Below are 17,169 nucleotides of genomic sequence, written 5' to 3'. Positions count from 1 at the left end.
TGGCCCCTCCCGACCGGCCCCGCGCCTTCTGCTGGGCTCACCTCACCGCTCGACGGACGCCGGTACGGACGCACGCCGGTTATCCACAGCCAAGATCGTCAGCCCGGCACGTTCCCTGTTCCCCCAGGTAGAATGGACATAGGGGGACCCCCTCGGAGTTATCCACGACCAGGCGAGCCATCCACAGTCACGCGGCCCCGGTTGACGAACGCCGCCACGGTGCTCCCGCAGTGTCGGGCAGGTTGTCCACAGCCACGATCATCACGCCGGCAGCGAACCCGTTTGCCCAGGTAGAATGGATTTCGGGGGTCCCCCCGCCGGTTGTCCACAGCCGGGCGGGCGATCCACGGATCCCGGCACCGGGTCGACCGACGGGCCCCGGCAGCCACCACACCCTCGACACCTGCGACACACGCCAGGTCGATGCCGCCCGCGCACCCCCGCCAACCAGCGCCGAGGGCTGGACACGGGCCCCGGATTGGTCTAGACAATATCCAGCGGTGTCCCCCTGCAACACCGCGTCCTGGAGGTCGTCGATGACTCACGTCCCTCGCCCCCGTCGCCGGATGCGATGGGGGGTGACCGCGCTGGCCGCGGTCGCGTCCGTGTTCTTCGCGGGTCTCGTCGCCGTCGGTCCCGCGGCGGCGGCGAACCTGCTCACCAATCCCGGGTTCGAGAGCGGGTCCACCTCGGGGTGGACGTGCGACTCGGGCGCCGTGGTCGGCACGCCGGTGCACTCCGGCTCGTACGCGCTCGCGTCCACCGCAGCCGGGGCGATGACCGGCAAGTGCGCGCAGACCGTGTCGGTCAAGCCCAGCACCACCTACACCGTGTCCGCCTGGGTCAAGGGCAACCCCGTCTACCTGGGCATCACCGGCGGCAACTCCACCTGGACCGCCGCCGCCAACTACACCCAGCTGTCCCTGACCTTCACCAGCGCCGCCACGCAGACCAGCGCCGAGCTGTACGTGCACGGGTGGTACGGCGCGGGCACCTTCAACGTCGACGACGTGGTCCTCGACGGCCCCGGCGGGGACGGCCCCGGACCCGGCCCGGGTGTGCCCACCGCTCCCAAGACGCCCGTCGTCACCGGCGCCACGGCCAGCTCCGTCAGCCTGACCTGGGGCGCGTCGACCGGCGACGGCATCACCGGGTACAAGGTGTACAACGGTTCGACGGTGAAGGCGACCGTCACCGGCACGTCCGCCACCATCACCGGCCTGGTCGCGTGCACCACCTACACCTTCACCGTCACCGCCACCACGGCCACCGCCGAGTCACCCAAGTCCAACGAGGTCAGCGCCGTCACCAGCGCCTGCCCGGACCAGGGGCTGCCCAAGCACGCGCTGGTCGGCTACCTGCACGCGAGCTTCGCCAACGGCTCCGGCTACATCAAGATGGCCGACGTCCCGGACTCGTGGGACATCATCGACCTGGCCTTCGGCGAGCCCACCTCGGTGACCTCGGGTGACATCCAGTTCAAGCTGTGCCCGGTCACCGAGTGCCCCGGCGTGGAGAGCGAGGCGGACTTCACCGCGTCGATCCGGGCCAAGCAGGCCAAGGGCAAGAAGGTGCTGCTGTCCATCGGCGGCCAGAACGGCCAGGTCCAGCTCACCTCCACCGCGGCGCGCGACAAGTTCGTCAGCTCGGTGTCGGCCATCATCGACCGCTACGGCCTGGACGGCCTCGACGTCGACTTCGAGGGCCACTCGCTGTACCTGAACTCGGGTGACAAGGACTTCCGGAACCCGACCACGCCGGTGATCGTCAACCTGATCGCCGCGCTGAAGAGCCTCAAGGCCAAGTACGGCGCCAAGTTCGTGCTGACCATGGCCCCGGAGACGTTCTTCGTCCAGGTCGGCTACCAGTTCTACGGCGGCAGCACCAGCGGCGGCGACGCCCGCACCGGCGCCTACCTGCCGGTCATCCACGCGATGCGCAACGACCTGACGCTGTTGCACGTGCAGGACTACAACTCCGGCCCGGTCACCGGCCTGGACAACCAGTACCACAACATGGGCGGCGCGGACTTCCACATCGCCATGACCGACATGCTCAAGGCGGGCTTCCCGGTCGCCAACACCGGGTTCGTCTTCCCTGGCCTGCGCGAGGACCAGATCGCCATCGGCCTCCCGGCCGCGGTCAGCGCGGGCAACGGCTACACCTCCCCCGCCGCGGTCCAGCAGGCGATGAACTGCCTGGCCCGCAACCAGGGCTGCGGCAGCTACACCCTGCGCGGCGGCGCGTCACCGGGCATCCGCGGCCTGATGACGTGGTCGATCAACTGGGACCGGTACTACAACTGGGAGTTCCAGAACTCCCACCGGCCGTTCCTGAACTCCCTCCCGTAACGGAACCGGTTGCAACAGCCCCGTGTCCTCGGACACGGGGCTGTTGCACGTTCCGGGACAAACCGGGTATCTACCGTGCTGTGCTCCGACTCGCCCAGGGTGTCCTCGCCGCAGTGTTGCTGACCTGCGCGGTGCTTGTTCCGTTCTCGTTGTGGGACAGCGCCCTCGCGGAGTCCGGCTACACCGGCACGCCCGGGGAGTACGTGGTTGCCTCGTGCCAGGAGGTGGACCCGATGAACAGCTACCAAAGCTGTTCCGGCACGTTCCGGAGCGACGGACAAACAACGTCCGGCATCACCCTCGCCCACGCCGACGGCCTGTACCCGGAGGGCACCCGCCTCGCGGTACGCCTGGCGGACGGGGAGGTTCGCGAGGAGTTGCCCGGCACTGCCACGCTCTGCTTCGGGCTGTTGTTCACCGCCGCTCTCAGTATCGCCGCCTCCGGCCTCCACTCCGCCTACTGCGCGGCAACCGGGGAGGACTGGGCTCTCCCACATGCCCTCGCGGCCCTCGCCCTCGTCGCCATACCCCTGATCCTCGTGACTCTCCTCGCCGCACTGATCGTCACCGTCGTCTCCTGATGTTGCGGGCTGCGCTTGCGGCTCGTCTCCGGCGGGTAGCCGGAGGCGGTCCGGCGGCTCACGCGACAGCGGTTGCTTCGAGTTCGACCAGTAAGGAAGGGATGGCCAGTCTGGTCGTCGGGTCCCGCCGGGGCGCGCAGGCGTTCGGGCTCGGCGGGGCGCTCGCGTCGGCCATGCGCAAGGTGGTCGACGCGCTGCCGGAGAGTTCGCGGGCCACGGCGGCGGGCGCGGTTCGGCGGCTGCTCGTCGATCCCGAGACCGACCTCCTTGCCCGCAGGCTGGTCGCCGAGGACGTGCCCGCCGCCGTGCTGGCCGAGATCCGGCGCGCGGTGTTCGCCGGGCACAAGCTCCGCATCCACTACGCGGCCACGGACCAAGCCCCGAGGTGGCGTACGGTGGACCCGATCGGCCTGGTCACCGTCCGCGACCAGGGTTACCTGCTGGCCATGAGAGCGGGCGCGGACCGCACCTACCGGCTGTCCCGGGTCCTGGCCGCCGAGGAACTCGCCGAACCCGCTCAGCGGCCGGACCGGGTCGACCTGGACCGGGCCTGGCAGGAACGCAGTACGCGGTTCCGCACCGGCGGCGACCAGGTCACCGTGCTGGCGCGGGTGCGCCCCGAGCGGCGCGAGGACCTGGTGGGCACCGCGTTGACCGTCACCGGCGAGGAAGTCGAACCGGACGGCAGGCTGCGTCTGGAGTTGGCCTTCCAGGATCGACGACATGCCGAGTGGGCGTTGTGGCAACTCGGTGTCAACGCGGAAGCCCTGGCCCCGCAATGGTTGCGTGCCGCTCTCCACGACCGCGCCACCGCATTCATCGTCCACTACGGAGTGTCCACCCGAGAGTCACGACGACACTCTCGACGAAGTGAAGGCCCCGCGCCGCACTGTGGTGGGCGTCGGCGACCTCGGGGTGGAGACGCACCAGGCGGCCGGTGACGATACGCCGTCGGGGTCGACCTCGACCAGGTTCGGCTGACCACGCACTCCTGTTCCGGTGGCACCGGGAATGTCCAGTCGGTGTGCCGCCAGGCGTGCGCAGGTCCGCGACGACGGCCGCCGAGAGGATCACCGGATTGTCCCTGGCCTGTCTCATATCCCAGCCCATCGGGTGTCCTCTCGGCGGTGCCAGTCCATTCCGGACACAGCCTACGAGTGGTCGGAAGTCGACGCGGGTCAGGCGTGGGTTGTCCGGGTGGCCGAGACGACGTCGTTCACCCATGGCAGGACCGCGTTGTGGACATCCACCGAGCGGGGCAGCAGGCCGTTGGCGGTCAGCAGGTCGGCGGCGCGCTGCTGCTCGGTGAGGAACTCCGGGCCGACCGGGTGGATGCCGAACGGGCGGTTGCGGAGGGCGCGTTCCCAGGCGTCCAGGCTCGCGTCGAAGCCCCGGGAGATGGCGTCGTCGACGAAGAAGCGGGCCGCGTCCCGGGGGTTCTCGGTGATCCACCGGTCGGACTCCTGGAGCGACTCGATGATCGCCGTCAGTTCGCTGCGGTGGTTCTCGGCGAAGTCGCGGCGGGTGAACCACAGTGACGGGTGGCTGAACAGGCCTTCGGTGCGTACCAGGGTGTGGACCTCGGTGCGCGCCTCGACCCGGTCGAGGTCCGGGTAGGAGCCGGTCCAGGCGTCGATCTCGCCGTCGAGGAAGAGCTGGGCGGCGTCGCCGCCGGTGTTGACCGGCTCGATGTCCGACCAGGTCAGGCCCGCCTGGTCGAGGGCGAACAGCAGCAGCGTGGTCTGCCAGGAGCCGTGCGCGATGCCGACCCGCTTGCCGCGCAGGTCCGCGACCTCCCGGATCGGGCTGTCGGCGCGGACCACCAGCCTGCCGTTCTCCGTGCGCGGCCCGGACACTCCGATGTAGACGATGTCGCGGCCCGCGCCGAGTGCGGTGATCGGCGGGGTGAAGCCGGTGCCGATCACGTCGTAGCCGCCGTCGGCGAACAGCAGGTCACTGTGGACGGTCGGCAGGCCCGACCGCGGGTCCGGCTGCTCGCCCTGGGGCAGCGACCGCAGGTCGACCCAGGTGACGTCCGGGAGCCTGTGCTCCAGGATTCCGGTGTGCCGCAGCACGAACAGCGAGTTGTTGTGCGGGAAATAGCCCACGCGAACGGACATGACAGTCCTCCAGAAAGGGTTGAAGTGAAGTCCCTGGTGCAGGGAAGAACTAGCGAGTCGGCAGCAGCAGCGCGGCGACCTGGTCGACGCGGGCCAGTGCCTGGTCGACGAACCAGCGCACGCGGTCGTCGGTGATCAGCTCGGGGGTGGCGCGCAGGGTCAGCGCGGCGTAGCTGAAGCCGTCGGCGTCCAGTACCGGTACCGAGACCGAGCGGATGCCGAGTTCGCTCTCCTCGTCGTTGACCGCGTAGCCCGCCGCGCGCACCTTGTCCAGCTCGGCGCGCAGCTCGTCACGGTCGCCGATCGTGCGGTCGGTCAGCCGGACCGGGTCGGGCAGCGCGTCCAGGTCGTCCTCGCCCGGCGGTGCCCAGGCCAGCAGCACCTTGCCCATGGCGGTGGAGTGCAATGGCGTGCGGATGCCGTCGGAGGACTCCGCGCCGACCGTGCCGCCGATCAGCACCAGCGCGTCGTCCCCGCTGCGCACCGCGATGCTGGCCGACGCCTTGGTGGCGCGGGCGAGCCGGGCCAGCACCGGGTCGAGCCGGTGCAGGCCATGCTGGAAGTAGTGCAGCTGGCCGAGTTCGGCGACCGAGGTGCCGAGCCGGTACCGCGCGGTGGTCGGGTCGCGCTCCAGGAAACCCGCCGCGACCAGGGTGAGCACCAGCCGGTGCGCGGTGCTGATGGGCAGTGCCATGGCGCGCGCGATGTCGGTGACGCCCAGTTCGGGGCCGTCGTGGCGGAAGCACTGGAGCACGCCGAGCGCGCGGCGCACCGCCTGCGCGCCCGAGGGCGCCGTGTTCGTCGCCATCACCAGGCCCCCGGTCGTCGGTCGCCGGTCAGTCTACGCACTCAGCGTCACCGGCCCGCGTTCGCCGAGCCTGCCGCGCAGCAGCGGCAGCACGCCCTCGGCGACCCGGTAGGCCTCCTCCAGGTGCGGTCCGCCCGCCAGGATGAACGCGTCCACGCCGAGTTCGATCAGGTCGTCGAGCCGTTCGGCGACCTGTTCGTAGCTGCCGACCAGGCCGAACGCCGGTCCGGGCCGCATCAGCGCGAGGCCCGCGAACACACCGGGCTCGACCTCGAAGTCGCGGAAGCCGGTGAACGACTCGGGCTGGAAAGCGACCGCCCGGCGCACCCCGAACGAGTCGCCGCCATCACGGGACAGTTGCGCCCGGACCTCCTCCGGTCGCACGTGCTGCCAGCCGCGTTCGATCTCCGCCCACGCCTCCTCGGCGGTCTCCCTGGCGAGGACATCGATGCGGACGGCGAACTTCGGCGCCGTGCTGCGTGCCCGGACCGCGTCGAACTTTGCCCGCAGTGCCTCCACCGGTTCCAACCAGGACAGGTAGTAATCCGCGTGCCGCCCGGCTGCCTCGATCGCGGCGGGCGAGGAGCCGGAGAAGAAGACCTCGGGGAACGGCAGCCCGGCGAGCGGACCGGGCAGTCCGCCGCCCTCGACCCGGTAGAACCGGCCGTCGAAGTCGAACGGTCCCCCGTCCCATACTCCGCGCAGCACGTCGAGGAACTCCGAGGTGCGGGCGTAGCGATCGTCGTGCGCGACCTTGTCGCCCCACCAGAGCTGCGGTGGGCCGCCACCGCCGGTGATGATGTTGTAGGCGACCCGGCCCGCGGTGGCGCGGTGCAGGCTCGCGGTCATCCGGGCGGCCTGCACCGGGTTCAGGAAACCGGGCTGGAAAGCGATCATGAACTTGTACGCCTTGGTCTCCCTGGCCAGCGCGGACGCCACCGCCCAGGGGTCGTCGGTGCCGGGGAACGACGGCAGCAGTCCGCCGTGGAAGCCCAGGCTCTCGGCCACCCGCGCGGTCTCCACCAGGTAGTCGAGCAGGCCGTAGCCGTCCGGTTCGCCGCCGCGCAGGCCCGGGGTGATGCTGTCCGGTCCGGGCGCGGCCCAGTCGCCGCGGGACTGCCGGTGCGCGGTGCGCAGCGAGGTGGGGTCGCCCGCCATCCCGATCCGCCACCAGATGTCGATCGTCATGTCAGGGCCTCCCTAGTGGTGCGACTCAGGACGTCGGCCGTGTATCGGCGGGTCCACGGCGTGTCTGGCGGTGCCGCCGGGACGGCCTCGTACTGGATGTACTTGGTCGTTTCCGGCGGTGCCGTCAGGCACGTCGTGGGCGGGTCGAGACGCGGTCGACGTTCTGGGTCGCACCACTAGCAGTGGACGGACGTGCTGCGCGATCCGCAGCGCCTCCTCCAGCCGGGGGTCGGCGGAGAGGAAGAAGGAATCGACGCCCCGGTCGCGGTAGGCCAGGATCCGCGCGGCCACCTGCTCGTAAGTGCCGCGCAGTCCGGCCGCGCCGGACAGTTCGACCTCGTCCTCGCGGGTGTGCACGGTGGCCTGGAGCGCGGGCCGGACACGGTCGTCGAGGCGGGCGAGGTGTCGGTCCAGCTCGTCGTCCGGGGCGAGGTCGAACACATGCACGTCGGCGTGCTCGGCCGACAGCGCGAACGCCTCGTCGGAGGTGCCGGACAGGTACACGGTCGGGAATGGCAGCCCGGCCAGCGGTCCGTCGAACCCGCCCTTGACGACCTCGTAGAACCGGCCGGTGAAATCCACGTCCCGCCCGTGCCATACGGCCTTGGCCACGGTCAGGAACTCGGCTGCCCGCGCGTAGCGGTCGGGGCCGGTGACGAAGTCGCCCTGGGTCCGCTGGACACGTTCGTCCAGGTCGACCTCCAGCCGCCAGGCCAGCCTGCCGCCGAAGGCGCGTTGGAGCGTCGCGGACAGCTTCGCCGCGTAGACCGGGGTCGCGATCCCGGCCGGGAAACCGGCCACGACCTCCAGGAACCTGCTGTCCCGGCCGAGCGACCCGGAGACCACCAGCGACTCCTCGCCGTGCGGGTCGTACGGCACGTACACGCCTGCCAGGCCGCCCAGCTCGGCGGCGCGGGAGATCCGGTGCAGGTAGTCGAACGGGGTGAACGCCGGTGCGCCCGCGCGGCCGTCGCGCAGGAACCCGGGCAGGGCGGGCGTCGGGTTCCAGCCGCGGCCGGTGGGGCCGTCGCCGCGGGTGGGGATGGTCCAGATGATGCGTGGTTCGCTCACCGGTCCACCTGCCGCAGTGCTTCGGCGAGCGGCTCGTGTGCGGCCCACGCGTCGATGTCGATGTCGCGGGCGAGGAAACCGTGCGCCAACAGGAAGTTCTTCTGTCGGGTCAATAGACCGAGGCGTTCGTCGGAGAGATCGGGGTGCAGTGCTCGGTGGAAGCCGTCCCGGTAGGCCAGTTCGACGCCCTTGGCACCGGCACGGGTCTCCCGGGCGAGGATCTCCCGCACCTGGTCGAGGTTGTCGGCCGCCCAGTCGGCCGCGCGCAGTGTCCGGACCAGGAAGCGGACCACGAGGTCGGGCCGTTCGGCCAGCAGCTGTTCGTGCACGGTGATCGGCCGGGGTGTGCCGTTGTTGACCCGGAACCGGCGGTCGGCGAAGGAGTCCAGGTCGATACCGATAACCAGACCGTGGGTGACGGCCTGCTCGGCGGCCTGCGCGCCCTTGATGTAGACGGCGTCGACGTCGCCCGCGGCCAGCGCCTCGATCCCGAACAGCGACGACCCACCCTCCGCGCCCCGGCCCACATCTCCCTGCCCCGTGGGCACTTCGACGAGCGTGACGTCCGCGATGGACAGTCCGATCGTGCCGAGCGCGCCGACGAAACCGTGCAGGGCCATCGCGCGCGGGAAGCTGCGCGCCCGGTCTGCGGCCAACGCGGGCAACGCGACCCGCTTGCCCGCCAGGTGTTCAGGCGCGGTGATACCGGAGTCCGGGCGGACGACGATCACCTGCGACTCGTCGATCCAGGTCAGCCCGATCAGGCGGGTCGGCGCCCCCTCGGACCTGGCCACCAGGGCGGGCACGTTGCCGCCCTCGCGGAACAGGCCGACCAGGCGGTGGTCGAAGTGCCGGGCGGCGATTTCCGGCGCGGCGTCCTGCAGGATCCCGACCTCCAGGCCATCGGCGGCGTACTCCTCGGCCAGCCAGCCGAGATTGTGCGCAAGGCCGCTGGCGGTGGGCACCGGGCAACGGGTGTACCAGATGCGGTCCTGTTCGAGCGTGCTCATCAATGCTCCTGGGGAGAATGGCGGGGCGTTACCCCGAGCGCGGAGAGGTGATCCCGGCGGTGGGCGACGACGGCGGGGTCGTCGCGGTCGCGTGGGTGGGGCAGGTCGATGCGGCGGTCGAGGGCGAAGCCGCCCGCGCGCAGGACGATCACGCGGTCGGCGAGCAGCAGTGCCTCGTCCACGTCGTGGGTCACCAGCAGCACGGCCGGGCGGTGTCGCGCGCACAGGTCGGCGACGAGTTCCTGCATCTGCAACCGGGTCAACGCGTCCAGCGCGGCGAACGGCTCGTCCAGCAACAGCAGTTGCGGCTGCCGGACCAGGGCTCTGGCCAGCGCGACCCGTTGCGCCTCACCGCCGGAGAGCGTGGCGGGCCATTCGCGGGCCTTGTCCGCCAGGCCGACCTCGGTCAGCGCGGCGAGCCCCGGTTCCCGGGCCGGCTTGCCGCGCTGACCGATCGTGACGTTGGCCAGCACCCGTCGGGCCTGCACGAGGCGCGGCTCCTGGTAGACGACCGTGCGCACCGGCGGCACCAGGACCGTGCCCGCGTCGGGGCGTTGCAGGCCGGACAGCAGCCGCAGCAGGGTGGTCTTCCCGGTGCCGCTCGGGCCGAGCAGCGCCACGAACTCGCCCGGCGCGATGTCCAGGTCGATGCCGTCCAGGACTCGCTTGTCGCCGAAGCTCTTGGTCACGCCGCACAGCCGTACGACCACGTCCGTGGGGGTCGTGGCGCGGTCGATGTCCACAGTGGTCGCGCTCATGCGGTCGCCGTCCCGTGCCGCAGCCAGGGCATGGCGGTGCGTTCGACCAGTCTGATCACCAGGTCCACCCCGATCCCGATCAACGCGTAGATCACGATGCAGAGCACCATGTAGTCGTTGCGGTAGTACTGCTGTGCCAGCGTCACCAGGTAGCCGATGCCCGCGGTGGCCCCGACCTGCTCGGCCGCGATCAACCCGACCAGGCTGATGCCCAGACAGATCCGCAGCGCCATCAGGATGTTCGGCAACGCGCTGGGCACGACCACACCGACCGCCAGCCGCCAACCGCGCAGCCCGAACCCGCGTGCCGCCTCCACCACCTTGCGGTCGACCGAGCGGACGCCCAGGTAGGTGTAGGCGTACATCGGGGAGGCGGACGAGACCGCGATCAGCGCCACCTTGAACGCCTCGTCCACCCCGAACCACGAGATGAACAGCGGTACCAGGGCCAGGAACGGAACGACCCGGATGATCTGCACGGTGGCGTCGACCAGTTCCTCGCCGAGCCGGGACAAGCCGCTGACCAGGCCGAGGACCAGCGCGGCACTCACCCCGATCGCCACGCCGAGCCCGGCACGCTGGAAGGAGGCCAGCCCGAACTCCCACAGCTGCCCGGTGTTCACCAGCTCCCAGAATGCCTGCACCACCTGGCCGGGCGACGCGAGGACCTCTGTGGACACCAGGCCGTGCGTCGTGGTGTACCACCAGGCGACCAGGACCAGCGCGGGCACGCTTCCCCGCAGCAGCAGTGACAGCCACCGGTTGCGGGTCTTCGCGCCCAGGAACTCCGGGGCCTCCAGGGCGGGTGCGAGCAGGACCGACGCGGCGGTCATTTCCGGTCGCCCCAGGCGTAGAAGACCTTCTTGGGGTCGGAGGCCTTCGGCAGCACCTTGTTGTCGACGAAGACTGCGGACACTCCGGCGAGCCGGTCCTCATCCTGGGGTTGCGGGAGGCGCAGGATGTTGTCGTAACGGGCGACGGCGATGTTGTTCTCCAGCTGCACCCCGGACGCCGCGGTCGGCCCCTCTGCGGCGAAGACGTTCTGGAACTCCTCCGGCTTCGCCTTCTCCTGTTCATCCAGTTCGGACAGAACGCGGATCAGTGTGCGCACCACCTCGGGGTTCTTGTCGAGCAGGTCGGTGCGCGCGACGAACATGTTCAGGTCGTCGGAGGGCAGGTCACGACCACGGAAGACCACCCGGGCCCCTTTGGCCAGCGCCTGCGGGAAGGCCCGCACGATGGCCACCCAGGCGTCCACCTGCCCGGTCGCGAACGCCGACGCGGCCTGGTCCTGCTGCAGGTAGACGCGTTGCACCTGGTCGGCCGGGATGCCCGCCTGCTTGAGCGCGAGCAGCAGCAGGTACTCGCCGCGCCCGGCCTTGTTCACCGCGACCCGCTTGCCACGTAGGTCTTGGACAGTCTTGATCGGACTGTCCGGTTGGACTATCAGTCCGTCACCGGCGCCCGCACGCGGGTCGGTCACCACATCCTTGACCGCCACGATCCGGATGTCGTCCGAAGTGGCCAGATACCCCAACGCGGGCGAGAACGCCCCTTCGGCGAAGTTCACCGCCCCGGAGTGAATGGCATCCGTCGTCGCGGTGAACGACGCGTACGACCCACCCCATTCCACCTTGGCGTTCAACGCGGCCAGCGGCCCGTCGAAGCTCCCGTGCTTCTTGGCGTAGGCCAACGGTCCGTAGTTGCCGGGGTCGATCAACTTGACCACGACGCCCCCGTCCTGCGCGTCCGCTGAGCTGCCGCAGGCGGCCAACCCGACGACGAGCCCCACGGCGGCGATGATCCGGGCGATTCTGGAGTGCGCGAAAGTACCCATGAGCGTGTCTGCTTACCCTTAGGTCACAAGGAGTCTGTGCGAGAGTGTCGGTCGCCGAATCCCCGCGACCCATGACTCGGGACGCGGTCTACCGGCCGAAGTGGACTGCGGTGCGGCTCAGCGCGCCGGACACAACGAACTGGCGACCCGAAGCAGGTCGACATGCTGACGAACGGTCAGCCCCGGCGATCTCATGCCAGGAACGCTAGGGACGCCGACACCGGCACGTCAATCGCCACCCGCGCGTTCCCGCATCATGGAAGCCCCTCTGATCAGCGGCTTCGTCGGGTAACGCCACCCACGTCTTCCACATCGTGGTAAGCGGGCGCTGTCCGAGGCTCCCGGCGAGCCGTCCGCGACGGCCCGCGCGGGTGGCGCTGACAGTCCGAGGTGTCGGCATGTCCTGTTTCTGTCGCGCAGGACAGTTGGTGGCCAATATCGGGACTGTGTGGGGTTTTGCCTTGCCGGTCAGGTAGTGCCCCCCTACATTTCGCCGGGATCATGTGCGTGAGGAGGACGTGGGCGTTGCCGTTGGTGGAAGACTCGTGGTTGTCCGTGTGGGGGAAGGCGGGCCGGGATCAGCGGAGTTGGTTGCCCTTGCAGCAGCATCTTGATGATGCTGCTGGGGCGGCACGGCTGTTGGTACGGGAGTGGTTGCCTCGGTCGGTGGTCGAGCGGATCGGGGAGGATCTGCCCGACGGGGCCTGCGGGGTCGAGAAGTTGGTTGTGTGGCTGGCTTCCGTGCATGACATCGCCAAGTGTTCTCCGGCTTTTGCCTGCATGGTGGACGCGCTGGCGGCGCGTATGGGGTCGGTGGGGTTGGGGATTGACGCGCGGATCAAGAGGCACAGTGACCGGGGGTGTGTCCATCACGCGGTGGCCGGGCATCTCGTTGTTCGTACCTGGCTGACGCAGGAGTTGGGGTTTGCGCCTCGGGGGATTGCGAAGCAGTTGGCTTCGGTGGTGGGAAGTCATCATGGGGTGCCGCCGGAGAGCGTGCATATCGCCGAGGTGAGTGGGCTTTCGGAATTGGTGGGCACGGGGGCTTGGAAGCAGGTGCGGGATCGGTTTCTCGGGCGGGCGGCCGAGCGGATCGGGGGTAAGGACGCGCTGGCGGCGTACCGGGATGTGGATCTTGGGACGCCTGCGTTGGTGTTGTTGACGGCGATTGTGATTGTGGCTGACTGGATCGCGTCCAATGAGGAGTTGTTTCCGCTGCGGGATGGGGCGATCACGGCTCAGGAGCCGGATGAGCTGGTCACCGAGCAGCGGGTCGCGGGGGCGTGGGCGAAGCTGAACCTGGGCGGGGTCTGGGTTCCGGAGGCGTTCGGCGGGGACGCCTGCGAGCTTTTTCGGGCGCGGTTCGGGCGGCGGGCGCGGGCCATGCAGGAGGCGGCGATCGAGGTGGCGAGTAGCCAGCCCCGGCCGGGGCTGGTCGTCATCGAGGCGCCTATGGGGTCGGGGAAGACCGAAGCCGCGTTGGCGGCCGCCGAGGTTCTTGCGGGGCGGAGTGGGGCGGGTGGGGTGTTCGTCGCTCTACCGACGCAGGCGACCAGTGATGCGATGTTCGGGCGGGTTCGGGCGTGGTTGGACGGGCTTCCCGGGAAGGACGGGGCGGTCACGGTCAATCTCGCGCATGGCAAGGCGCATTTGAATGACGAGTATTCCGGGCTGGTGCGGCGTGGGCGGTTCACCGGCATCGGCGAGGAGCGAGACGAGTCGGCTATTGCGCATTGGTGGCTCAGTGGGCGAAAGAAGGGTGGGTTGGCTCGGTTCGTGGTGGGCACGATCGACCAGCTGCTTTTCGCCGGGCTCAAGAGTCGCCACGTCATGTTGCGCCATCTCGCCGTCGCGGGCAAGGTGGTGATCATTGATGAGGTTCATGCCTACGACGTTCATATGTCACAGTTCCTCCATCGTGTGCTGACCTGGTTGGGCGCCTACAAAGTCCCCGTCGTTCTCCTCTCCGCAACGCTCCCCCATCACCGCAGGGCCGAGTTGTTGCGCGCGTACGACGGATCCACCGCCGCCGAATCCACCGCCTATCCCGTCATTTCCGCCACCGGCCTCTCTCCTCGGGAAGTCCCTCTCGTCGACAAGTCCACCGAAGTCATTCTCGACCGGCTCGACGACGAATTGGACGCCCTCGTCGGCTACCTCCGCGCGAAGTTGTCCACCGGGGGTTGTGCGGCCGTCATCCGCAACACCGTGACCAGGGTCCAGGCCACCGCCGACCGGCTGACCAGGGAGTTCGGCGAGGACGCGGTGACCGTCACACACTCGCGGTTCCTCGCCTGTGATCGGGCGGTTCGTGATCAGGAGCTGCTGCGCCGGTTCGGGCCGGGGACGACCGCACGGCCCAAGTTGCATATCGTTGTGGCGTCCCAGGTTGTCGAGCAGTCGCTGGATATCGACTTCGATCTGATGGTCACGGACCTAGCCCCTATCGACCTCCTCCTCCAGCGCCTGGGCAGACTTCACCGGCACGAGCGCAAGCGACCCAAGGGCGTCGCGAAACCGAGCTTCGCGATCGTCGGTGTCGAGGACTGGCAGGCGACCCCGGTACGCGCGGTCGCGGGGTCGCGACGTGTCTATGGAGAGCACCTACTCCTCCGAGCAGCCGCGCTACTGCACGAACGCCACTCCCTAGCACTCCCCCACGACATCTCACCTCTCGTGCAGAGCGCCTACGGTTCGGAACCGCTGGGACCTGCCGGCTGGCGCACGGCGATGTCAGCCGCAGAGCGAACCGCCAAGGCCCAGGAGCGGGAGCGGATCCAGCGCGCGAGTGTGTTCCTACTCGACGCGCCCGTTGCCAAGGGCAATCTCGTCAACTGGCTGCGTGGGCGTACCGACGACGCGAGCGAGGATCACCCGCTGGGTGTCGCCCAGGTCAGGGACGGGGCCGAGTCGCTTGAGGTGCTCGTGGTCGTGTGCGGTCCGGACGGGCTGCGTGTTCCGGACTGGATTCCGCAACAAGCCGGGACGCCGATCGGGACCGGGATCGGCTGGGACCAGGCCAGGGCGCTGGCCACCTGCACGCTGCGGCTCCCGGTCGCGCTCAGCCACGGCGGGATCGTCCGGGACGTGCTCAAGGAACTCCGCAAGAACCGTGTTCCGGCCTTCCAGGACCATCCGCTGCTCAGCGGCCACCTTGTTCTCACGTTGGACGAGAACCGCCACACGCGTCTGCTCGACCATCATCTCCGCTACGACCTCCATCGCGGGCTGGTCCACCACACACACGACGCCGTGTCGTCGTTCGATCTGGTCACGAGTCCGTGGCTGCGGGCTCAGGACAAGACCGGGGAGACGGTCGAGCTGTCACTGCTGGAGGTCTTCGACCGCGCGGGCACTCTGACCGAGCTGATCGGTGACCTGCCGACGCAGACGTTCGCCCTGGTCCGGATGCTGCTCGCGATCCTGCACCGCGCACTCGACCACGAGCCGGATGCCTGGGTGCGGATGTGGCAGGACAAGACCCTGCCCGTCGACAGGATCGCCGCCTACCTGGACAAGCACCGCGACAGGTTCGACCTGCTACACCCGACCACACCGTTCCTCCAGGTCCCGACACTGCGCACGGCGAAGGGCGAGGTATCGGAACTGAGCAAGCTGGTCGCCGACGTGCCGAACGGCAACCCGTTCTTCTCCATGCGCATGGACCGCGACCTCACCCTGTCGTTCGCCGAAGCCGCCCGTTGGGTGGTGCACTGCCACGCGTTCGACCCCTCCGGGATCAAGTCCGGCGCGGAAGGCGACGACCGGGTGAAGAACGGCAAGGGCTACCCGATCGGCGTGGGCTGGTCGGGACATCTCGGCGGTGTGCTCGTGGAGGGCACGACACTCCTGGAGACCCTTCTGCTCAATCTCGTCCCGGGCAGCAAGGACGACCTGCCTGCATGGGAACGCCCGCAACTCGGGCCCCGGGACCAGGACCGGGACGCGACGGGACCGATCGACCTCTACACCTGGCAGAGCAGGCGGATCCGCCTGTTCCGTTCCGGCGACCGGGTCACAGGTGTCCTGGTCTGCAACGGCGACCGGATCGTCCCGCAGAACATGCAACAGCATGAGACACACACCGCGTGGCGCCGCAGCGAGACCCAGGAGCAGAAGCTGCGCCTACCCACCGTCTACATGCCGCTGGAACACAATCCGGAACGCGTGATCTGGCGCGGCCTGGAGTCGCTGTTGCCGGTGGTCAGGTCCAGCAGGGCCAATGCCGAGGCCGAGCCGCGGCTGGCACCCCTCGTCCTCAACCACATCGCCGACCTGATCGTGGACGAGGTGATCCCGAGGACTCACCCGATCAGGCTGCGAACCATCGGCATGAGCTACGGCAGCCAGAGCTCCACGACCGCCGAGGTGGTCGACGACCGCCTCTCGCTTCAGGCGATCCTGCTCAGCCAGGGCGCGACGGAGCTGCGACAGACCGTGCTCGGCCGGGTCCGCGCCACCGACAAGGCCGCCTACGTCCTGGGCTTGCTGGCCGCGAACCTGGCCTTGGCCGCCGGGGTCACACCGGACACGCTGGAGCACAAAGGCACCCGTGCGCGGGCCACGGAACTCGCCTATTCCGAACTCGACCCCCTGTTCCGCCGCTGGGTCGCCGCGCTCGGCCCGGACTCGGCCGTGCTGGATGTCGAGACGGAATGGAACGGGACAGCCCGGGACGTGGTGCGCGAGCTGGGCAGGCAGTTGGTCGCCGGTGCTCCCCAGGTGGCCTGGGAGGGGCGGATGAACGGGGACAACTGGGTCAACACGCCCCGGGCGGAACGCAAGTTCGTGCTCGACCTCGCCGCCGCGCTGTCCACCGCGCGGGCGCCCGTCCGGACGGAGGACGACGAATGACCGACGCGGAGCCGAGACCGCGGCCCGAGGAGGTGGTGGTCGCGCGGATCCGGGCGTTGCAGCACGGATACCGGAACAACCGTTCCGAGAGCGTCGCGGCCCTGGCCCGGCTGCGGCGCGCGGTGGGCAAACCGCCGGGCAGCGTGCTGGACGTCCTGCAGTACACCCTCGCGGACGAGTTCATCGGCCGCCGGGACCAGGAGCCCAGCTACTTCGAGACCGCCGCCCACCACGCGATGGCCCTCTACGCGTTGCACCAGCAGTCGCAGAAGCAGGCCATGCACCGACAGAACATCGGGCTGGGCCGGGCCATCCGCAGCCTGCACCCCGGCGACCGGATCCGGCCCACCGATCCCATCCCGCGCCGGTTCGCCATGCTCGGGACCAGCGACGAGCTCGACGAGATGCTCTACCACCTGCGCGGCGTCATCCAGCTGCTACGCGCGGCCGGGGAGGCGCTGGACTACGAGCTGCTCACCCGCGACCTCATCACCTGGCAGTTCCGGGGCGGCCCGGAACGCGTCCGGCTGAAGTGGGGACGGGACTTCCACTATCCGCCCAAACGGGCTACCCAGGACGATTGAGGACCCA

At 69.6% G+C, this 17,169-nt stretch carries 13 protein-coding genes and 1 pseudogene; 5 read left to right on the top strand and 9 right to left on the bottom strand.

Going from position 1 to position 17,169, the window contains the following annotated elements; all coding sequences use genetic code 11:
* The first annotated feature begins 566 nt into the window (after positions 1-566).
* The 3 genes and pseudogenes from C503_RS0108465 to C503_RS38625 all read left to right on the top strand — a co-directional run.
* Complete coding sequence (locus C503_RS0108465) at positions 567-2,351, top strand: chitinase (protein WP_033400394.1); 1,785 nt, start codon at positions 567-569, stop codon at positions 2,349-2,351.
* 80 nt (positions 2,352-2,431) lie between these two features.
* Positions 2,432-2,932, top strand: coding sequence for a hypothetical protein (locus C503_RS38630; protein ID WP_018681756.1), 501 nt, complete (start codon positions 2,432-2,434; stop codon positions 2,930-2,932).
* 95 nt (positions 2,933-3,027) lie between these two features.
* Positions 3,028-3,873: pseudogene (locus tag C503_RS38625) on the top strand (helix-turn-helix transcriptional regulator); the annotation flags it as partial.
* A gap of 237 nt (positions 3,874-4,110) precedes the next feature.
* On the opposite strand, the gene C503_RS0108455 reads toward C503_RS38625, so the two are convergent.
* From C503_RS0108455 to C503_RS48835, 9 genes are all read right to left on the bottom strand, one after another.
* A complete protein-coding gene (locus C503_RS0108455) occupies positions 4,111-5,052 on the bottom strand; it encodes an ABC transporter substrate-binding protein (protein WP_018681754.1) in 942 nt (313 codons plus the stop codon).
* Between the two features lie 49 nt (positions 5,053-5,101).
* Entirely contained in the window at positions 5,102-5,860 is a 759-nt protein-coding gene (locus C503_RS0108450; protein WP_018681753.1) for an IclR family transcriptional regulator, read from the bottom strand.
* Between the two features lie 33 nt (positions 5,861-5,893).
* The gene (locus tag C503_RS0108445) at positions 5,894-7,048 is read right to left on the bottom strand and encodes an LLM class flavin-dependent oxidoreductase (RefSeq protein WP_018681752.1); all 1,155 of its coding nucleotides are present in this window, start codon (positions 7,046-7,048) and stop codon (positions 5,894-5,896) included.
* Positions 7,049-7,060: 12 nt separating this feature from the next.
* Positions 7,061-8,119: an LLM class flavin-dependent oxidoreductase gene (locus C503_RS0108440; protein ID WP_018681751.1), complete on the bottom strand. Its 1,059-nt coding sequence runs from the start codon at positions 8,117-8,119 to the stop codon at positions 7,061-7,063.
* Positions 8,116-9,129 (bottom strand): ABC transporter substrate-binding protein, encoded by a 1,014-nt coding sequence (locus C503_RS0108435; RefSeq protein WP_018681750.1) that lies wholly within the window; start codon positions 9,127-9,129, stop codon positions 8,116-8,118. Before C503_RS0108435 ends, C503_RS0108440 begins: the two co-directional genes overlap by 4 nt.
* Complete coding sequence (locus C503_RS0108430; RefSeq protein WP_018681749.1) at positions 9,129-9,887, bottom strand: ABC transporter ATP-binding protein; 759 nt, start codon at positions 9,885-9,887, stop codon at positions 9,129-9,131. Before C503_RS0108430 ends, C503_RS0108435 begins: the two co-directional genes overlap by 1 nt.
* Positions 9,884-10,720 (bottom strand): ABC transporter permease, encoded by an 837-nt coding sequence (locus C503_RS0108425; RefSeq protein ID WP_018681748.1) that lies wholly within the window; start codon positions 10,718-10,720, stop codon positions 9,884-9,886. The genes C503_RS0108430 and C503_RS0108425 overlap by 4 nt, the downstream gene beginning before the upstream one ends.
* Entirely contained in the window at positions 10,717-11,724 is a 1,008-nt protein-coding gene (locus C503_RS0108420; protein WP_018681747.1) for an NrtA/SsuA/CpmA family ABC transporter substrate-binding protein, read from the bottom strand. Before C503_RS0108420 ends, C503_RS0108425 begins: the two co-directional genes overlap by 4 nt.
* Positions 11,725-11,841: 117 nt before the next feature.
* Complete coding sequence (locus C503_RS48835) at positions 11,842-11,919, bottom strand: putative leader peptide (protein WP_425393511.1); 78 nt, start codon at positions 11,917-11,919, stop codon at positions 11,842-11,844.
* Between the two features lie 306 nt (positions 11,920-12,225).
* On the opposite strand from C503_RS48835, the gene casA reads away from it, so the two are divergent.
* Positions 12,226-16,578, top strand: a complete 4,353-nt coding sequence (gene casA / locus C503_RS47765) for a type I-E CRISPR-associated protein Cse1/CasA (RefSeq protein ID WP_156893078.1) — start codon at positions 12,226-12,228, stop codon at positions 16,576-16,578.
* Positions 16,575-17,162: a type I-E CRISPR-associated protein Cse2/CasB gene (gene casB / locus C503_RS0108405; RefSeq protein ID WP_018681745.1), complete on the top strand. Its 588-nt coding sequence runs from the start codon at positions 16,575-16,577 to the stop codon at positions 17,160-17,162. Before casA ends, casB begins: the two co-directional genes overlap by 4 nt.
* The last annotated feature ends 7 nt before the right edge of the window (positions 17,163-17,169 follow it).

This window comes from Actinokineospora enzanensis DSM 44649 (assembly GCF_000374445.1).
GTDB lineage: Bacteria > Actinomycetota > Actinomycetes > Mycobacteriales > Pseudonocardiaceae > Actinokineospora > Actinokineospora enzanensis.
Note: the sequence above shows the minus strand (reverse complement) of the source record. Positions and strands in the feature narration are given on the sequence as shown.

Bases quoted from the DNA above. Each gene is read 5' to 3' on its own strand.
- C503_RS0108420 (WP_018681747.1), bottom strand. From the start codon at position 11,724: ATGGGTACTTTCGCGCACTCCAGAATCGCCCGGATCATCGCCGCCGTG.
- casB (WP_018681745.1), top strand. From the start codon at position 16,575: ATGACCGACGCGGAGCCGAGACCGCGGCCCGAGGAGGTGGTGGTCGCG.
- casA (WP_156893078.1), top strand. From the start codon at position 12,226: ATGTGCGTGAGGAGGACGTGGGCGTTGCCGTTGGTGGAAGACTCGTGG.
- C503_RS0108435 (WP_018681750.1), bottom strand. From the start codon at position 9,129: ATGAGCACGCTCGAACAGGACCGCATCTGGTACACCCGTTGCCCGGTG.
- C503_RS0108430 (WP_018681749.1), bottom strand. From the start codon at position 9,887: ATGAGCGCGACCACTGTGGACATCGACCGCGCCACGACCCCCACGGAC.
- C503_RS0108455 (WP_018681754.1), bottom strand. From the start codon at position 5,052: ATGTCCGTTCGCGTGGGCTATTTCCCGCACAACAACTCGCTGTTCGTG.
- C503_RS0108465 (WP_033400394.1), top strand. From the start codon at position 567: ATGCGATGGGGGGTGACCGCGCTGGCCGCGGTCGCGTCCGTGTTCTTC.
- C503_RS0108445 (WP_018681752.1), bottom strand. From the start codon at position 7,048: ATGACGATCGACATCTGGTGGCGGATCGGGATGGCGGGCGACCCCACC.
- C503_RS0108450 (WP_018681753.1), bottom strand. From the start codon at position 5,860: ATGGCGACGAACACGGCGCCCTCGGGCGCGCAGGCGGTGCGCCGCGCG.
- C503_RS48835 (WP_425393511.1), bottom strand. From the start codon at position 11,919: ATGAGATCGCCGGGGCTGACCGTTCGTCAGCATGTCGACCTGCTTCGG.
- C503_RS0108425 (WP_018681748.1), bottom strand. From the start codon at position 10,720: ATGACCGCCGCGTCGGTCCTGCTCGCACCCGCCCTGGAGGCCCCGGAG.